This window comes from Saccharothrix sp. HUAS TT1 (genome assembly GCF_040744945.1).
Taxonomy (GTDB): domain Bacteria; phylum Actinomycetota; class Actinomycetes; order Mycobacteriales; family Pseudonocardiaceae; genus Actinosynnema.
The window spans coordinates 942360-957976 of record NZ_CP160453.1 but is presented as its reverse complement, the minus strand read 5'-3'; the positions used below and the strand labels follow the sequence as shown (position 1 = coordinate 957976).

Genomic DNA, 15617 nt, shown 5'->3' with positions numbered 1-15617 from the left:
CCGGTGTGCCCGGACTACGCGCCGTCGTCCTCGACCAGGGCGGCGGACGTGATGCGGTGCAGGGGGAACCGGCGCACCTCGCCGTAGCTGACGTCGACGCCCTCCAGCACGCCGCCGCCCACCAGGTGCGGCGTGATGACGCGGCGGGCGGCGGTGCCGTGGCCGTCCACGAAGTCGACCAGGACGCTGCGGCCCTCCTTCGCGGCCCGCTGCAGCAGGGCCAGCGTGGCCGACGGGCCGGCGCCCAGGTGGCCGGGCACCGACACCCGCGCCCCGCCGGTGGTGGTGGCCGCGCGGTCGCCCGCCCGGACCAGGCGCACCAGCTCGCCCAGCTGCTCCTCCGACGGCGTGGTCGGCTGCACCGGCTTGCGGCGGCCCTTGCCGGCGATCCGCCGACCGCCCGCCCGCAGGTCGAGCACGTGCCCGTCCGGGCCCTCGGCGGCCGGCGCGAACCCGGCCGCGCGCAACCCGTCCAGCACCTCGGCCAGCGGCAGCGGGCTGACCAGCACGGTCGGCGCGATCTTGCGCAGCTCCAGCCGCGCCGCCGCCGCGTGCGCCAGCACCTCGGCGATCAGCACCGGGTCGTCGCAGCGCAGGAACGACCCGGCCGCCCCGCCGCGCAACCGGCCGTGCCGGCGGGCCGCGTCGTCGATCAGGTACGTCAACGACTGCGGCACCGGCGTGCGGGACCGGCTGCGGAACAGCTCGTGCAGGTCGGCGGCGCTGCGCCCGGCGTCGAACGCCCGCCGCACGGACTCCTCGCGCACCCGGTAGACGGTGGCGCTGCCCGCCGACTCGACGTCGGCCACCAGGGCGATCTCGTCGGCCAGCTCCGGGTCCAGCCTGCCGGGCGCGACGACGGTCAGGTCGGCCTGCACCAGCACGTGGTCGACCGGCGCGGGCAGCGCGTCGGCGAGCCGCTTCGCGGCCGGGCCGGGGCCCTCGGTGAGCAGGGTGCGGCCCTGCGCGGTGATGGCGTTGTGCGCCAGCACGCCGATCCGCGTGCCCTCCTCGACGGTCCACCGCACCAGCTCGTCGCGCAGCCGCCCGCCGCGCCGGGGCGCCCGCCAGGCCAGCACGGCGGCCAGCTCGTCCGGGTCGGTGACGGCGGTGCCCGGCGGCAGCGCGGCCAGGGCTTCGAGGACGCGCCTGCGGTCGCGGGGCGCGCCGGGCCGGTTCAGCTCCGGGGCGAGCGGGTTGAGCAGCCGGTCCCGCTCATCGCGCCGCCCGATCAGGCCGGGCAGCCGGGGCAGGTCGAGCCACGCCTGGGCGAGCGTCGCCCACCGGTGCTCGGGCGCGGCGACCAGCCAGGCGTCGGTCTGCGTGGTCGGCACCCACTCCGGTTCCAGGCCCTCGGTGTCGGCGACCAGGCCCGCGTTGACGACCAGCTCGACCAGCAGCGCGGCCCGCCGCTCGTCCACGTCCAGGTCCTTGGCGAGCTTGCGCAGCTCCCGCACGCCGACGCCGCCCGACCGCAGCACCGGCGGCGGGTCCTGCGACCAGCTCCGCAGCAGCGCCTCCACGTGCCGGGACAGCTCCAGCGCCTCGCCGCCGCCGGTGTGGTCGACGTCGGAGGTGTCGCGGCGGAACGTGGTCAGCGGCGGCTCGGCGGTCCGGACCGCGCCCAGCGGCCGGTCGCCCCGCACCACCAGGCCGACCTCGCGCGGCAGCTCGACGGTCTGCGAGTCGCGCCGCACCAGCAGGCCCCTGGCCAGCAGCTTCTGGATCGGCGTCCGGGCGTTGGCCGGCGCGACGACGTGCGCGGCGTCCTTGGTCTGGCCGACCGGCGGCCCGGCGGCCAGCGTGCGCAGCACCCGGTGCTCGTCCGGGTCGAGGTCGGTCAGGTCGACGTCGGCCAGGCGCGGCACCGAGCGGCCGAGGCCGCAGGGGAACGGGTTGACCGCGTCCCTGGTCGCGGGCGGGGTGGACAGCGCGTGGTCGCCGCCCCACAGCAGGGCGCGGGCGCGCAGCGCGTCCAGGGCGGGCCCGACGTCGGTCTTGCCGAACAGCCGCTGCACGGCGCCCCGGCCGACCGGCGCCAGGTCGGCGTCCAGCACGAGCAGCGCTTCGAGCACCGTCGACGTCAGCGTGTCGAGGTCTTCGCAGGCCCGCGCCACGGACGCCCGCGACCCGATGCGGGTGGCGAGCACGGTCGTGTCCGCCGGTGGGGGCGTGGCCAGGTCCGGCCGGGCGCGCAGCAGAGCCACGAGCGCGGTGTCGTCCTGCGCCCGCAGCCACTCGGCGAGGGTGGTGCCGGACATCCTCACCACGGTATATGCCGACCGCCGGGCGTCGTCGGACGGCCCGCCGCCCGACGACGCCCCGGGCCGCGCCCTACAGCTGCCACCACTTCCACAGCTCGGCGGCGCTGCCGTTGCAGTAGTAGATCTCGGTGGGGGTGGCCGGCTTGATGTCGAAGTTGTAGACGTTCAGGCACAGGCCGGACTGCTTGTGCACCAGGTTGGCGCCGTTGAAGGACCACTGCGCGACCTTCGCGTTGCAGGCCCAGATTTCCGTTCGGGTGCTCGCCTTGATGTCGTAGTTCACCGTGTTGAGGCACAAACCGGAATTGGCGTTGTACAGCTGCCCCGCGTTGTTCAACTCCCAGCGCTCCACCGGGTTGTCGAGGCAGTTGTAGATCTCGGTTCTGGCGCCGGGGTCGATGCTGCCGTTGACGACGTTGAGGCACAGCCCCGAGTTGGGGTTGAACAGGTGGGCCTTGCCCGCGGGGGCGGCCTCGGCCGAAGCCGTGCCCCCGACCGCGAGGACGCACCAGAGAGCGGCCAGGACAGCGGTGACGCGAATGGTGGAGGAGCGGAGGTTCATGGCGTTGACCTTCCGTTCGCCGATCCGGCACGACGTGTTCCGGGGAACGCGCGTTCTTATTCGGCGGCGGTTCGGCGAACACTACCGGATCGGAAAGGAAATATCCGCCCGCGCAATGGTCGAACCACCGGACGGGCGAAAGGCTCAGCCCGGCGGCGCGTCCGGTCCTGTGGCCGTGCTCACGCCGGGGCGGTGCGGTCGCGTGATGTGCCTCTCGATTTCCGCCGGACGACGCCCGCCGCCGCCACCAGCGCGGATGAGGCACACTTGTCCCGACGCAGGCACCACCGAGGAGGAACCGTGGCCAAGGCCCGCCCCGAGCGCATCGACCCGCACTGGCCGGAGCCGCCGGCCGACGGCAAGTACGCGGTGTCCGAGCTGGCCAGCGACGTGCAGGGCGCGCTCTCCCCGTTCGGCAAGGTGGAGTTCCCGCTGCCCGCCGAGGAGCTGGGCTACCGCCACCCGGTGACGGAGATCAACCGCTAGTCCGGTCGCGCGCGGCAGTCGAGCCGCGCGCGTTCCGCAAACCCGCGCCGTCTACCCTCGACCCTCTCTTGAGCTGTGCCGTTCTGGGAGGTTCGATGCCGGTCCCCGGCCCTGGTTACTCGATCACCGTCCGGCTGGAGGCCCCGCCGTCGGCGTCGGCCGCCGGCGACCTGACCTCGGCCGTGGGCCGGGCGGGTGGCGTGATCACCGCGTTCGACGTGGTCGAGTCGCACACCGACCGGGTGATCATCGACCTCACCTGCAACGCGCTGTCGGCCAACCACGCCAAGGACATCACCGACACCCTGGAGCTGCTGCCCGGGATCGTGGTCCGCAAGGTGTCCGACCGGACGTTCCTGGTCCACCTCGGCGGCAAGATCGAGATCTCGTCCAAGGTGCCGCTGCGCAACCGCGACGACCTCTCCCGCGCCTACACCCCCGGCGTCGCCCGGGTCTGCATGGCCATCGCGGAGAACCCGGACGACGCCCGCCGGCTCACCATCAAGCGCAACACGGTCGCCGTGGTCACCGACGGCTCGGCCGTGCTCGGCCTGGGCAACATCGGCCCCGCCGCCGCGCTGCCGGTGATGGAGGGCAAGGCCGCGCTGTTCAAGAAGTTCGCGGGCGTCGACGCCTGGCCGGTCTGCCTGGACACCCAGGACACCGAGGAGATCATCCGCGCGGTGGAGCTGATCGCCCCCGTCTACGGCGGCATCAACCTGGAGGACATCGCCGCGCCGCGCTGCTTCGAGATCGAGGCGCGGCTGCGGGAGAAGCTGGACATCCCGGTGTTCCACGACGACCAGCACGGCACCGCGATCGTCGTGGTCGGCGCGCTGCGCAACGCCCTGCGCGTGGTCGGCAAGAAGATCTCCGACTGCAAGCTCGTGGTGTGCGGCGTCGGCGCGGCGGGCAGCGCGATCATCCGGCTGCTGCTCAAGCAGGAGCCCGGTGACGTGGTCGCGGTCGACGTGGACGGCATCGTGCACCGCGACCGGCCCGGCCTGGACGACAACCTGAAGTCGATCGCGGCGGCGACGAACAAGGACAACGTCAGCGGCCGGCTGCACGACGCGCTGGTCGGCGCGGACGTGTTCATCGGCGTCTCGGCGCCGAACCTGTTCGGCGCCGAGCAGGTCGCCACGATGAACTCCGACGCGATCGTGTTCGCCCTGGCCAACCCGGACCCGGAGATCGACCCGATGGAGGCGCAGAAGCACGCCGCCGTGGTCGCCACCGGGCGCAGCGACTTCCCCAACCAGATCAACAACGTGCTGGCGTTCCCCGGCGTGTTCCGGGGCCTGCTGGACGCGCACGCCCGCACCATCACCGACTCGATGCTGATCGCCGCCGCGAACGCGATCGCCGACGTGGTGGACGGCGACCGGCTCAACGCGTCGTTCATCGTGCCGAGCGTGTTCGACACCTCCGTCGCGCCCGCGGTGGCGGAGGCGGTCCGGAAGGCCGCCACCGGGTCGGCGTAGGCCGGGTCCGCCTAGCATCGGGTCATGACCAACCAGTTCACCCACCTGGACGCCGCCGGCGCGGCTCGCATGGTCGACGTGTCCGAGAAGGAGCCGACCGCGCGCACGGCGGTGGCGTCCGGCGTGCTGCGCACCACCGACGAGGTGGTGGCGCTGCTGGGCAGCGACGGGCTGCCCAAGGGCGACGCGCTGGCCACCGCCCGGATCGCCGGGATCATGGCCGCCAAGCGGACCTGGGAACTGGTGCCGCTGTGCCACCCGATCGCGCTGTCGGGGGTGAGGGTGGACCTGGAGCTGGGCGGGGCTGAGGTGAGGATCACCGCGACGGTCCGCACGACGGACCGCACGGGGGTGGAGATGGAGGCGCTGACGGCCGTGTCGGTGGCCGGGCTGACGCTGCACGACATGGTGAAGGCGGTCGACCCGGCGGCGTCGCTGGACGCGGTGCGGGTGGAGCGCAAGGAGGGCGGCAAGACCGGCCTGTGGGAGCGCCCGTGACCACCGACACCCCCCAGCCCGCCGCCGCCGAGCCTGCCGAGCCCGCTGCCGCCCGGTCCGCCCCCGCCACCTCGCCACCCGCACCCAGGACGGCCCGCGTGATCACCGCGTCGAACCGGGCGGCGGCGGGCGTGTACGCCGATCGCGGCGGCCCGATCGTGGTCGCCTGGCTCCGCGAGCGCTCCTACGACGTGCCCGACCCGGTCGTGGCGCCGGACGGCGAGCCGGTGGCCGAGGCGCTGCGGGCGGCCGTGGCGGACGGCGTCTCGGTCGTCATCACGACCGGCGGCACCGGGATCAGCCCCACGGACCGCACCCCGGAGGCCACCAGGTCGGTGCTCGACTTCGAGGTGCCCGGCCTGGCCGACGCCATCCGCCTGTCGGGCTGGCCGCGCGTGCCCGGCTCCGTGCTGTCGCGCGGTGTCGCGGGGGTCGCGGGCCGCACGCTCGTGGTGAACCTGCCCGGCTCGACCGGCGGGGTGCGCGACGGGCTGGACGTGCTCGCGACGGTGCTGGAGCACGCCGTCGACCAGGTGTCCGGAGGTGACCACGCATGACCGAGGTCCTGCGCGCGACCGTCAGCGATCAGCCGCTGTCGGTGGACGAGCACGCGAAGCTGGTGGAGCACGCGGCGGCGGGGGCGGTGGTGACGTTCGCCGGGGTGGTGCGCGACCACGACCACGGCCGCTCGGTGCGCGAGCTGGAGTACGTCGGCCACCCGACGGCGGCCCAGGTGGTGGCCGAGGTGGTGGCCGAGGTGGTCGGCCGGTTCGACGGCGTGCGCGCCGTGGCCGTGTCGCACCGGGTCGGCCCGCTGGCGATCGGCGACGTGGCGCTGGCCTGCGCGGTGTCCGCCGAGCACCGGGGCGAGGCGTTCGCGGTGTGCTCGGAGCTCGTGGACGAGGTGAAGCGGCGGCTCCCGGTGTGGAAGCGGCAGGTGTTCACCGACGGCGCCGACGAGTGGGTCAACATGCCCTGAGACGGGCCTGGAACGGGGCTGGACCCCGGACCGCCGAGGGGGGCGGTCCGGGGTCCGGTGCCGTCGTGCGGAGCCGGCGCGAGCCGGCGACCGTCACTTGGTGGCGATCTTCTGACCCGGCAGGATCAGGTCGGCGTTCGGGATGAACTCCTTGTTGAGCTCGTGCAGCTTGGCCCAACCACCCTCGACCTTCAGCTCCTCCGCGATCTTCGACAGGCTGTCGCCCGCCTTGATCTCGTAGTCGCCGTTCGGGTTGCTCGACGGCAGCGCCAGGACGACGGGCGCGGGCGCCTGCTGGACCGGGGCGGCCTGCTGCTGGACCGGGGCCGACTGCTGCCTCGGGGCGGCCTGCTGCACGGGGGCCGGCTTGGCCTGCGCGGGCGCGGGGGCGCCACCCAGGCCCTTGGGGCCGCAGACGGGCCAGGCGCCGATGCCCTGGGTCTGCAGCACGTTCTCGGCCACGCGGATCTGCTCCTCGCGGGAAGCCTGGTGGGGCATTCCAGTGCCACCGTGCGACGTCCACGTGGACGGCAGGAACTGCAGGCCGCCGTAGTAGCCGTTGCCGGTGTTGATGCTCCAGTTGCCGCCACTCTCGCACGCGGCGACCGCGTCCCAGTTGACGCCGGAGCCCTGCGCGTTCGCGGTCCCGGCGGCCATGGCCAGCGGGGCGCCGACGATGACGCCGGCGACGGCGACCTTCGCGATGCTCCGGGCGGTGGCACTGGTGGTCGGGCGGTGCTTGCCTCGGTAAGAAGCCATTTCCCTCTCGTCCACCCGCACCTGCCCAAGCGGCTCGGGTTCGGGTCCCGGTACGCCGCTCGGCTTCGCCCTGTCCGGTGGGTGTCTCTCGCTCGGGGGGTGTTCCGGGCCGCCGTTGGACAGGTTCGGTGCGGGGCGTCCCGGTCGTGCTCTCGGTCGGTCGGGGCCAACCGAGAAGCGACGGTACGTAACCGGGAGCGCCGCGCCAAATGATCTGACGTGTGATGCACGTCACTGTAACGCGGGAGAGTGACACCCCGACCCTTGCGTTTAGCCAGCTCAGGGCACCGTTATCGGTCTGTTTCCGTTCCGAGATTCACCGAGATCAATCACTTTAAGTGAGGTCTAGCTCACGTATTAATCCGCAAGGGTGGAGAAGGCTCATCCGCCGGCGAAGGGTGGCAACACATCGAGTTGTGACCCAGGCAACACGAGCGTGTCGTGGTTCCTGACCGCCACGCCGTCCAACAAGTAGCTGCACGCGGGCAGCACGCGGGCCACCCGGTCGCCGTGCCGCTGCCGGACCGCCTCGATCGCGACACCCACCGTGGCCGCGTCGGCCAGCTCGAAGCTCTCGTCGGCGACGCCCACCGCCGCCCGCGCGCCCGCGAAGTACCGCACCGTCAGCCGCAACTCACCCTCCGATCGCGCTCATGGGCCGGTCGGGCTGGCTGAACCCGGCCGTGTTGATGCCGTGCCCGGCCGCCTTGGCCCACGAGTTGCCGCGCCACACCGCGGCGATCTCCTCGTCCTCGGCGCCACCGCGCAGCAGCGCCCGCAGGTCCGTCTCGGACTGGCTGAACAGGCAGTTCCGCAGCTGGCCGTCGGCGGTGAGCCGGGTCCGGTCGCACGCCGCGCAGAACGGCCGGGTCACCGACGCGATCACGCCGACCACGGCCGGACCGCCGTCCACCAGCCACCGCTCGGCCGGCGCGCCACCCCGCTCACCCGGCTCGGGGGTGAGGGTGAACTCGGCGCGCAGGGCGGCCAGGATCTCCTCGGCGGTCACCATGTCGGCCCGGTTCCACGCGTGCTGCGCGTCCAGCGGCATCTGCTCGATGAACCGCAGCTGGTAGCCGTGCTCCAGGCAGTGGCGCAGCAGCGGCACGGCCTCGTCCTCGTTCACGCCGCGCATCAGCACCGTGTTCACCTTGACCGGCGCCAGCCCGGCCTCCCGGGCCGCCGCCAGGCCCTCGAACACGTCACCCAACCGGTCCCGCCGGGTCAGCTCGTGGAACCGCTTCGGGTCGAGGGTGTCCAGCGAGACGTTCACCCGGTCGAGGCCCGCGGCCACCAACCCGGCCGCCCGCCGCGCCAAGGTCAACCCGTTCGTGGTCATCGAGACGCGCGGCCGGGGCCGCAGCGCGGTGGTCGCCGCGATCACGTCGTCCAGCCCGGGGCGCAGCAGCGGCTCGCCCCCGGTGAACCGGACGTCGGTCACGCCGAGGCGGGTCACCGCGACGCCGATGAGCCGGGTCAGCTCGGCGTCGGTGAGCAGGTCCGGCTTCGGCAGCCAGGCCAGCCCCTCCGCGGGCATGCAGTAGGTGCAGCGCAGGTTGCAGCGGTCGGTCAACGACACGCGCAGGTCGGTGGCGGTCCGGCCGAACCGGTCCACCAGCAGCGGCGAGTCCGGACGCTCGGAGGTGTCCGGGTTGCCGCGCACGACGGGTAGCCCCAACTCGACAGCTGTCACCCCGACCAGGGTAATCGGCCGACACTTGTGGGTGCTCGCGCGAACGTGGGACGTCGGGCTGCGCCGAAACGGACGATGATGCCGATCCCGCCCGTCCGGGCGCTAAGTTGCCTGACATGACGAGTGAGCACGAGGTCCCCGCCGACGTGCTGGAGCGGTTCAGCGCCTACGCACGGGAGAGCAGCGCGCTCACCGTCCTGTTCCACAGCCGGGTGGCGGAGCGGATGGGGCTGTCGCCGACCGACGAGAAGTGCCTGGACCTGGCGATGCGCGCGGAGGGCCCGATCACCGCCGGCCGGATCGCCGAGCTGTCCGGCCTGTCCACCGGCGCGGTGACCGGCGTGATCGACCGCCTCGAACGGGCCGGGTACGTGCGCCGGGTCCGCGACCCGCACGACCGGCGCAAGGTGCTGGTCGAGGTCACAGTGGACGACGAGGGCGCGGTCGCGGACCTGTTCGTCGGCGCGCTGGACACGTTGCGCGAGGTGCTGGCCGGTTTCACGCCCGAGGAGCGCGACGTGCTGGAGCGCTACAACCAGGCGCTCATCGAGACGTTCCGGCGGCGCGTGATCGAGGCCTGAGCCGGCAGCATGTCCGCCATGGCCGCTCAGTGGAACTACCTGATGGACATGGACGGCGTGCTCGTGCACGAGGAGCACCCCATCCCGGGGTCGGGCGAGTTCGTCGCCGAACTGACCGCGAACTCCATCCCGTTCATGGTCCTCACGAACAACTCCATCTACACCCAGCGCGACCTGCGGGCCCGGCTGTCCCGCACCGGGCTGGAGGTGCCGGAGGCGGCGATCTGGACCTCGGCGCTGGCCACCGCGAAGTTCCTCGACTCGCAGCGGCCGGGCGGCTCGGCGTTCGTGATCGGCGAGGCGGGCCTGACCACGGCGCTGCACGAGATCGGCTACGTGCTGACCGACCGCGATCCCGACTACGTGGTGCTCGGCGAGACCCGCACCTACAGCTTCACCGCGATCACCAAGGCCATCCGGCTGGTGGAGGAGGGCGCGCGGTTCATCGCGACCAACCCGGACGCCACCGGCCCGTCCCGCGAGGGCTCGCTGCCCGCCACCGGCTCGATCGCCGCGCTGATCGAGCGCGCCACCGGCCGCGCTCCTTATTACGTGGGCAAGCCGAACCCGTTGATGATGAGGTCCGCGCTGCGCGCCCTGGGCGCCCACTCGGAGAACACGCTGATGATCGGCGACCGGATGGACACCGACGTGCGGTCCGGCCTGGAGGCCGGGCTGCGGACGATCCTGGTGCTCACCGGCATCTCGGCGGAGTCGACGGCCGAGCTGTACCCGTACCGGCCGACCCGGGTGGTCAAGTCGATCGCCGACCTGGTCGGCCACTCGGCCGACCCGTTCCCCGAGGGCGCCGGAGAGCTGAGCTGACCAGCGACGACACCGGAATTGTCGGACCCCCGGGCTAACGTCGCCGGCCATGGGCACCGATCACCTGGCAGTCGTCGAGGAGTACAGCGCGGCCTTCACCGAGGCGGTGGCGGGCAACCTGGCCGCGCCGGTGCCCACCTGTCCGGGGTGGACGGTGGACGACCTGGTGGCGCACCTGGCCGAGGTGCAGGCGTGGTGGACGTCGGTCGTGCTGGCGCGGGGCGCGTACCCGGACGAGGAGGCGGCGCGGCGGGCCGCCGACACCGGGCCGGACCGGGTCGAGGGGTGGCGGGAGATCAGCGCCCGCTACGCCGCCGTGCACCGGGAGCACCTGCGCACCGAGGGGCCGGACGCGCCGGTGTGGGTGTGGTGGAACGACGCGGAGCGGGACACGTCGGCGGCGCTGGCGTCGCGGCAGGCGCACGAGGCGGTCGTGCACTGCTGGGACGCGCAGCGGGCCACCGGCGCGGTGAAGTCGATCCCGGCCGAGCTGGCGGCGGACGGGGTGGACGAGTTCCTGCTGCGGTTCCTGCACGGCCGGGAGTGGGAGGGCGGGCCCGCGGTGCTGGAGCTGGCGGCGACCGACACCGGCGGCCGGTGGCTGCTGGGGACGGACGGCTCGACCAAGCCGCGCCGGCTCGCCGAGGGCGCGGCGGACGTCCGGGTGAGCGGCACGGCGGAGCAGCTGTACCTCTTGTTGTGGCGGCGGCTGGCGTTGGCGGACATGGTGGCCGCGGGGAGTGCGGTGACGGGGGACGCGGCGGTGGCGGAGGCGCTGCTGGCCTGGCCGAACCTGAGCTGACGCGGGCGGTGGTCGGGGCGGTGGTGCTTGGGTCGGTGGTGCTTGAGGTGGCGGTGGGAGCTGTCGACCCGACCGGATCTCGGCCGAGCCGGGTGCGGCGGTGGTGGCCCGGCCGGACCCGGCGCGGCGGTGGCGGTCCGGTTGGGCCCGGGTGCGGCGGTGGCGGTTCGGCCGGGCCTTGGCATGGCGGTGGCAGTCCGGCTGGACCAGGGCCCGGCGGGGTGGCCTGGTCGGACCTGGCGCGGATGCGGCGGGCGGTGGTCGAGGGCGGCGGCGGTCCGGTCGAAGCCTGGGTGCGGCGGTGGCAGTGGTGGTGCCAGTGCCAGTGCCAGTGGCGGTGGCGGTGGCGGTGGCGTCGTGACCGGAGCGGGGGCGGCGTGGCGGCCGGAACACCCCGCTCTCACCCGGCCGGGGTACGCCGGTCGGGTCTCGGCCGAAGCGCCGGAGGTGGACCGCTGATCGACTTTTGCGCACCACACCCCCACGTCGCTTATCGTCGCACTGTGGAACGACCGCTCTTCGTGGTTGGCGACGTGCACGGGCACCTCGCCGAGCTGACCCGCGCCCTGCACGCCTCGGGCCTGGTCGACGCCGACGGCGACTGGTCCGGCGGCGACGCGGAGCTGTGGTTCCTCGGCGACTTCGTCGACCGCGGCCCGGACGGCATCGGCGTGATCGAGTTCGTGATGCGGCTCGCCGAGCAGAGCGGCGGGCAGGTGAACGCCCTCGTCGGCAACCACGAGGTGCTGCTGCTCGGCATGCACCGGTTCGGCGACCGGAACGTCCCCGGCGCGCCCACGCCGCGCAGCTTCGCCCGCAGCTGGCTGCTCAACGGCGGCCTGCGCAGCGACCAGGACCGCCTCACCGACGCCCACATCCACTGGCTGACCACCCGCCCGGTGCTCACCGAGGTCGACGGCCACCTGCTGATGCACTCCGACACCCTCGCCTACCTGGAGTGGGGCGCCACGATCGACCAGGTCAACGGGGCCGTCCGCGACCTGCTGGCGGGCGACGACCTGGAGCAGTGGTGGGAGTGCTGGCGCAAGATGACCACCCGCTACGCGTTCCGCGGCCCGGACGGCGCGGCGGTGGCGGCCGAGCTGCTGGATTTGCTCGGCGGCCACGAGGTGGTGCACGGGCACAGCGTCATCGCCGACCAGCTCGGCGTGCCGCCGGCGGAGATCGACGGCCCGCTGCGGTACGCCGACGGCAGGGTGCTCGCCGTCGACGCGGGCCTGTACAGCGGCGGCCCCTGCCTGGTGGTGCGACTCGACGCGGACCAGCCGGAAGCCGACCAGCCTGAAACCGGCCGGCCCGAGACCGACCAGTCCGAAGCCGACCAGTCCGAAGCGGACTAGCTCAGGGCGCGTCCACGATCTCCTTGCCCAGCGGCATCAGCGACACCGGCACCATCTTGAAGTTCGCCACGCCCAGCGGGATGCCGATGATCGTCACGCACAGCAGCGCGCCGGTGACGAGGTGGCCGATGGCCAGCCAGATCCCGGCCACCAGGACCCACACCACGTTGCCCAGCAGGGACGGCGCGCCCGCTCCCGGCCGGTCCACCACCGTGCGCCCGAACGGCCACAGCGCGTAGTTGGCGATGCGGAACGACGCCAGCCCCCACGGGATGGTGATGATGAGCACGCAGCACACCACGCCGGCGACCGCGTACCCGACGGCCAGCCAGAAGCCGCTCAGGACCAGCCAGATCAGGTTCAGGATGAGCCTCACGTTCCCATCTTGCCCGATTAAGCTCCCGTCCCGTGCCGAACAAACTCCGCTGGGGCGTCGTGGCGACGGGCGGCATCGCCGACGTCGTCACCGGTGACCTCCGCCTGCTGCCCGACGTCGAAGTGCTCGCGGTGTCGTCGCGCTCGCTGCCCAAGGCCGAGACCTTCGCGGCCAAGCACGCGATCCCGCGCGCCTACGGCGACTACGCCGACCTGCTGGCCGACCCGGACGTCGACGTGGTCTACGTGGCGACGCCGCACGTCCAGCACCACGCGGTGACCCGGGCGGCGCTGGAGGCGGGCAAGCACGTGCTGTGCGAGAAGCCCGCCACGCTCACCCTGCCGGACCTCCAGGACGTGGTGGACCTGGCGCGCGAGCGCGGCCTGTTCTTCATGGAGGCCATCTGGACCCGGTTCAACCCGCTGATCGTGCGGATGACCGAGCTGATCGCGGAAGGCGCGATCGGCGAGGTCCGGTCGGTCCGGGCCGACTTCGGCTTCACCCTGGAGCACGACCCGGCGCACCGGCTGTGGAACCGGGCCCTCGGCGGCGGCTCGCTGTTCGACCTGGGCATCTACCCGGTGTCGTTCGCCCACCTGCTGCTCGGCGAGCCGGAGTCGGTCGCCGCGCACGGCCGGCTGGTCGACGGCGTGGACGCCGAGCTGGGCGTGCTCCTCGGCTACCCGGGCGGCGCGCACGCGCTGCTGGGGTCGTCGCTGGTGAGCCCGCTGAAGTCGAACGCGGTCGTGTACGGGACCAGCGGCCTGGTCGAGCTGCCGGAGGCGCTGTACAACCCGAGCCGGATCGTCGTGAACGGCGTGGAGCACACCCACGAGCAGGAGGGCGCCGGTTACGTGCCCCAGCTGCGCGAGGTGGTGGGCCGGGTGCGGGCGGGCGAGACCGAGAGCCCGGCCATGCGGCCCGCCGAGTCGCTGGCGATCCTGCGCACCCTCACCAGGGCCGCCGAGCAGGTCGGCCTGACCTACGACGGCGTCACGGCCTGACCTCTGGGCTGCCGGGCGCGATCAGCCCGGTCGGTCCGGTCGGTCCGGCAGCAGGGCTTCCGTCACGCGCACCACGGCCTCGACGCGGCGGTTGCCCGGCGTGAGCAGGTGGCTCATCGCCACCCGCACGATCGTGTCCGCGATCAGGTGCACGCGCGCGTCGGGCAGCTCGGGCCAGTGCCCGCGGACGTGCTGGGCGAACACCGAGGTGGCCAGCGCCAGCACCGGTTTCCCCCTGGTCGTGAGTAGCGGCAGCATGTCCTCGGCGTTCGCCCCGGTCAGCACCGACTTGGCCAGCGGGTCCCGGGCGGCCAGGTCGAACGCGAACGCGATGCCGCGCCGCAGGCCCTCGACCGGGTCGGGCGAGCCGAGCAGCCGCTCCCGCACGCCGTCCACGAACTCGGCCGTCTTGTACAGCGCCACGGCCTGCACGAGGCGCTCCTTGTTGCCGAACTCGTTGTAGACGGTCTGCCTGCTCACGCCGGCCCTGGCGGCGACCTCCGCCATGCGCAGGCCGCGCGAGCCGTGTGCCGCCACCAGCTCCACGGCCGCTTCGAGCAGGCCCCTGGTGAGTTCCGTCACGGCACAAAGCTTGGCACACGGCATAGGGTGCGAACCGTGCCGCTGACCGTGGGTTTCGACCTGGACATGACGCTGATCGACCCGCGACCGGGCATGGCCGCGGTGATGGACGCGGTGGCGGCGGAGAGCGGCTACCCGCTGGACGGCGCGCACTTCGCGGCGAACCTCGGCCCGCCGCTGGACATGGTCTACCGCGGCTTCGGCGTGCCCGAGGCGGAGATCCCGGACCTGATCACCCGGTTCCGGGCGCTGTACCCGGAGGTCGTCATCCCGGCCACGGTCGCCCTGCCGGGCGCGTCGCAAGCGCTTGCCGCGGTGCGCGAGCTGGGCGGCACGACGCTCGTGGTGACCGGCAAGTACCGGGCCAACGCGGCGCTGCACCTGGCCGCGTTCGGCTGGGAGGTGGACCACCTGTTCGGCGAGCTGTGGTCGACCGGCAAGGCCGAGGCGCTGAAGGCGCACGGCGCGGCGGTCTACGTGGGCGACCACGTGGGCGACGTGCGCGGCGCGAACGCGGCCGGCGCGGTGTCGGTGGCCGTGGTGACCGGGCCGTGCGGCGCCGACGAGCTGGCCGCCGAGGGCGCGGACGTGGTGCTGCCGGACCTGACCGGGTTCCCCGACTGGTTGCGGGCGAACGCGGACCGGCTCACCGCCGGGGTCGGGAACCCCGCACCGCGCTGACCACGCCCAGCGCGAGGCCCGCGGGCGCGAGCAGCCAGCCGGCGGCGAACACCCAGGCGGGCAGGCCGGGTTCGCCCGCGACGAACATCGCGACGATGGCGGCCACGCCGAGGGCGAACACTGCCACTGCCAGCGGCATCAGCTTCCGGGACGACATGGGGCGATCGTAGTCGCGCGATCGGAGGTGCCCCGGCGGTGGTCTTCTCGCTAGTCTGGTGGGACGCGCCCTGGGCACGCCCCGGGCGCGTTCGTCGTGTGATCCCTTAAGGATTGGTGAGAACGGTGCCGACCGGCAAGGTCAAGTGGTACGACTCGGAGAAGGGCTTCGGCTTCGTCACACAGGACGGCGGCGAAGACGTCTACGTGCGGAAGTCCGCGCTGCCTCCGGGGGTCGAGGGCCTGAAAGCCGGTCAGCGGATCGAGTTCGGCATGGCCGAGGGCAGGCGCGGCCCGCAGGCGCTGTCGGTGCGGCTGATCGACCCGGCGCCGTCGGTGGCGGAGGCCCGCCGCCGACCCGCGGAGGAGCTGCACGGCCTGATCGAGGACATGATCAAGCTGCTGGAGGTCAAGGTGCAGCCCGAGCTGCGCCGCGGCCGGTACCCGGAGCGCAAGAACACCAAGCTGATCGCCGACGTGGTGCGCGCGGTCGCGCGGGAGCTCGACCCGTAGGCCGGTGGTCG

20 protein-coding genes are annotated in these 15617 nt (G+C 73.3%); 12 read left to right on the top strand and 8 right to left on the bottom strand.

The features are described 5' to 3' along the window. Positions 1–14: 14 nt before the first annotated feature. Together AB0F89_RS04695 and AB0F89_RS04690 are read right to left on the bottom strand one after the other, a co-directional pair. The gene (locus AB0F89_RS04695) at positions 15–2261 is read right to left on the bottom strand and encodes a helicase-associated domain-containing protein (protein ID WP_367132904.1); all 2247 of its coding nucleotides are present in this window, start codon (positions 2259–2261) and stop codon (positions 15–17) included. 73 nt (positions 2262–2334) lie between these two features. Next, a complete protein-coding gene (locus tag AB0F89_RS04690; protein ID WP_367132902.1) occupies positions 2335–2826 on the bottom strand; it encodes an RICIN domain-containing protein in 492 nt (163 codons plus the stop codon). Between the two features lie 300 nt (positions 2827–3126). Between AB0F89_RS04690 and AB0F89_RS04685 the strand changes: the two genes are divergently transcribed. The 5 genes from AB0F89_RS04685 to AB0F89_RS04665 all read left to right on the top strand — a co-directional run bounded on the left by AB0F89_RS04685 (position 3127) and on the right by AB0F89_RS04665 (position 6273). Continuing rightward, entirely contained in the window at positions 3127–3312 is a 186-nt protein-coding gene (locus tag AB0F89_RS04685; RefSeq protein ID WP_367132900.1) for a hypothetical protein, read from the top strand. A gap of 95 nt (positions 3313–3407) precedes the next feature. After that, on the top strand, positions 3408–4796 hold the full coding sequence (locus AB0F89_RS04680; RefSeq protein WP_367132898.1) for an NAD-dependent malic enzyme: 1389 nt from the start codon (positions 3408–3410) through the stop codon (positions 4794–4796). Positions 4797–4820: 24 nt separating this feature from the next. Continuing rightward, positions 4821–5294, top strand: coding sequence for a cyclic pyranopterin monophosphate synthase MoaC (gene moaC, locus AB0F89_RS04675; RefSeq protein ID WP_367132896.1), 474 nt, complete (start codon positions 4821–4823; stop codon positions 5292–5294). After that, on the top strand, positions 5291–5851 hold the full coding sequence (locus AB0F89_RS04670) for a molybdenum cofactor biosynthesis protein B (RefSeq protein ID WP_367132894.1): 561 nt from the start codon (positions 5291–5293) through the stop codon (positions 5849–5851). The genes moaC and AB0F89_RS04670 overlap by 4 nt, the downstream gene beginning before the upstream one ends. Next, positions 5848–6273 carry a molybdenum cofactor biosynthesis protein MoaE gene (locus AB0F89_RS04665; protein ID WP_367132892.1) on the top strand — a complete coding sequence of 142 codons (426 nt, stop codon included), beginning with the start codon at positions 5848–5850 and terminating at the stop codon, positions 6271–6273. The genes AB0F89_RS04670 and AB0F89_RS04665 overlap by 4 nt, the downstream gene beginning before the upstream one ends. A 93-nt stretch (positions 6274–6366) precedes the next feature. On the opposite strand, the gene AB0F89_RS04660 is transcribed toward AB0F89_RS04665, so the two are convergent. The 3 genes from AB0F89_RS04660 to moaA all read right to left on the bottom strand — a co-directional run bounded on the left by AB0F89_RS04660 (position 6367) and on the right by moaA (position 8725). Beyond that, a complete protein-coding gene (locus AB0F89_RS04660; protein ID WP_367132890.1) occupies positions 6367–7032 on the bottom strand; it encodes a transglycosylase family protein in 666 nt (221 codons plus the stop codon). Between the two features lie 381 nt (positions 7033–7413). After that, positions 7414–7665, bottom strand: a complete 252-nt coding sequence (locus AB0F89_RS04655; RefSeq protein ID WP_367132888.1) for a MoaD/ThiS family protein — start codon at positions 7663–7665, stop codon at positions 7414–7416. Position 7666: 1 nt separating this feature from the next. Beyond that, entirely contained in the window at positions 7667–8725 is a 1059-nt protein-coding gene (gene moaA / locus AB0F89_RS04650) for a GTP 3',8-cyclase MoaA (protein ID WP_367132886.1), read from the bottom strand. 116 nt (positions 8726–8841) lie between these two features. Here moaA and AB0F89_RS04645 point away from each other — a divergent pair, with 116 nt between their 5' ends. The 4 genes from AB0F89_RS04645 (at position 8842) to AB0F89_RS04630 (ending at position 12294) form a co-directional block, all read left to right on the top strand. Continuing rightward, the gene (locus AB0F89_RS04645) at positions 8842–9306 is read left to right on the top strand and encodes a MarR family winged helix-turn-helix transcriptional regulator (protein ID WP_367132884.1); all 465 of its coding nucleotides are present in this window, start codon (positions 8842–8844) and stop codon (positions 9304–9306) included. Between the two features lie 18 nt (positions 9307–9324). After that, positions 9325–10131 (top strand): HAD-IIA family hydrolase, encoded by an 807-nt coding sequence (locus AB0F89_RS04640; protein ID WP_367132882.1) that lies wholly within the window; start codon positions 9325–9327, stop codon positions 10129–10131. Positions 10132–10180: 49 nt separating this feature from the next. Beyond that, the gene (locus AB0F89_RS04635) at positions 10181–10933 is read left to right on the top strand and encodes a maleylpyruvate isomerase family mycothiol-dependent enzyme (protein WP_367132880.1); all 753 of its coding nucleotides are present in this window, start codon (positions 10181–10183) and stop codon (positions 10931–10933) included. 503 nt (positions 10934–11436) lie between these two features. Then, positions 11437–12294, top strand: coding sequence for a metallophosphoesterase (locus tag AB0F89_RS04630; protein WP_367132878.1), 858 nt, complete (start codon positions 11437–11439; stop codon positions 12292–12294). Position 12295: 1 nt separating this feature from the next. Here AB0F89_RS04630 and AB0F89_RS04625 read toward each other — a convergent pair whose 3' ends face one another. Then, the gene (locus tag AB0F89_RS04625; RefSeq protein WP_367132876.1) at positions 12296–12670 is read right to left on the bottom strand and encodes a YccF domain-containing protein; all 375 of its coding nucleotides are present in this window, start codon (positions 12668–12670) and stop codon (positions 12296–12298) included. Between the two features lie 32 nt (positions 12671–12702). Here AB0F89_RS04625 and AB0F89_RS04620 point away from each other — a divergent pair, with 32 nt between their 5' ends. After that, positions 12703–13674, top strand: a complete 972-nt coding sequence (locus AB0F89_RS04620) for a Gfo/Idh/MocA family protein (protein ID WP_367132874.1) — start codon at positions 12703–12705, stop codon at positions 13672–13674. 21 nt (positions 13675–13695) lie between these two features. Here AB0F89_RS04620 and AB0F89_RS04615 read toward each other — a convergent pair whose 3' ends face one another. After that, positions 13696–14256 (bottom strand): TetR family transcriptional regulator, encoded by a 561-nt coding sequence (locus AB0F89_RS04615; RefSeq protein WP_367132872.1) that lies wholly within the window; start codon positions 14254–14256, stop codon positions 13696–13698. A 36-nt stretch (positions 14257–14292) separates the two neighbouring features. Here AB0F89_RS04615 and AB0F89_RS04610 point away from each other — a divergent pair, with 36 nt between their 5' ends. Then, positions 14293–14937, top strand: coding sequence for an HAD family hydrolase (locus AB0F89_RS04610; protein WP_367132869.1), 645 nt, complete (start codon positions 14293–14295; stop codon positions 14935–14937). On the opposite strand, the gene AB0F89_RS04605 is transcribed toward AB0F89_RS04610, so the two are convergent. Beyond that, on the bottom strand, positions 14903–15094 hold the full coding sequence (locus AB0F89_RS04605; RefSeq protein ID WP_367132866.1) for a hypothetical protein: 192 nt from the start codon (positions 15092–15094) through the stop codon (positions 14903–14905). The two genes, AB0F89_RS04610 and AB0F89_RS04605, sit on opposite strands and share 35 nt — an antisense overlap. A gap of 125 nt (positions 15095–15219) precedes the next feature. Between AB0F89_RS04605 and AB0F89_RS04600 the strand changes: the two genes are divergently transcribed. Beyond that, complete coding sequence (locus tag AB0F89_RS04600; RefSeq protein ID WP_184691535.1) at positions 15220–15606, top strand: cold-shock protein; 387 nt, start codon at positions 15220–15222, stop codon at positions 15604–15606. Positions 15607–15617: the final 11 nt, after the last annotated feature.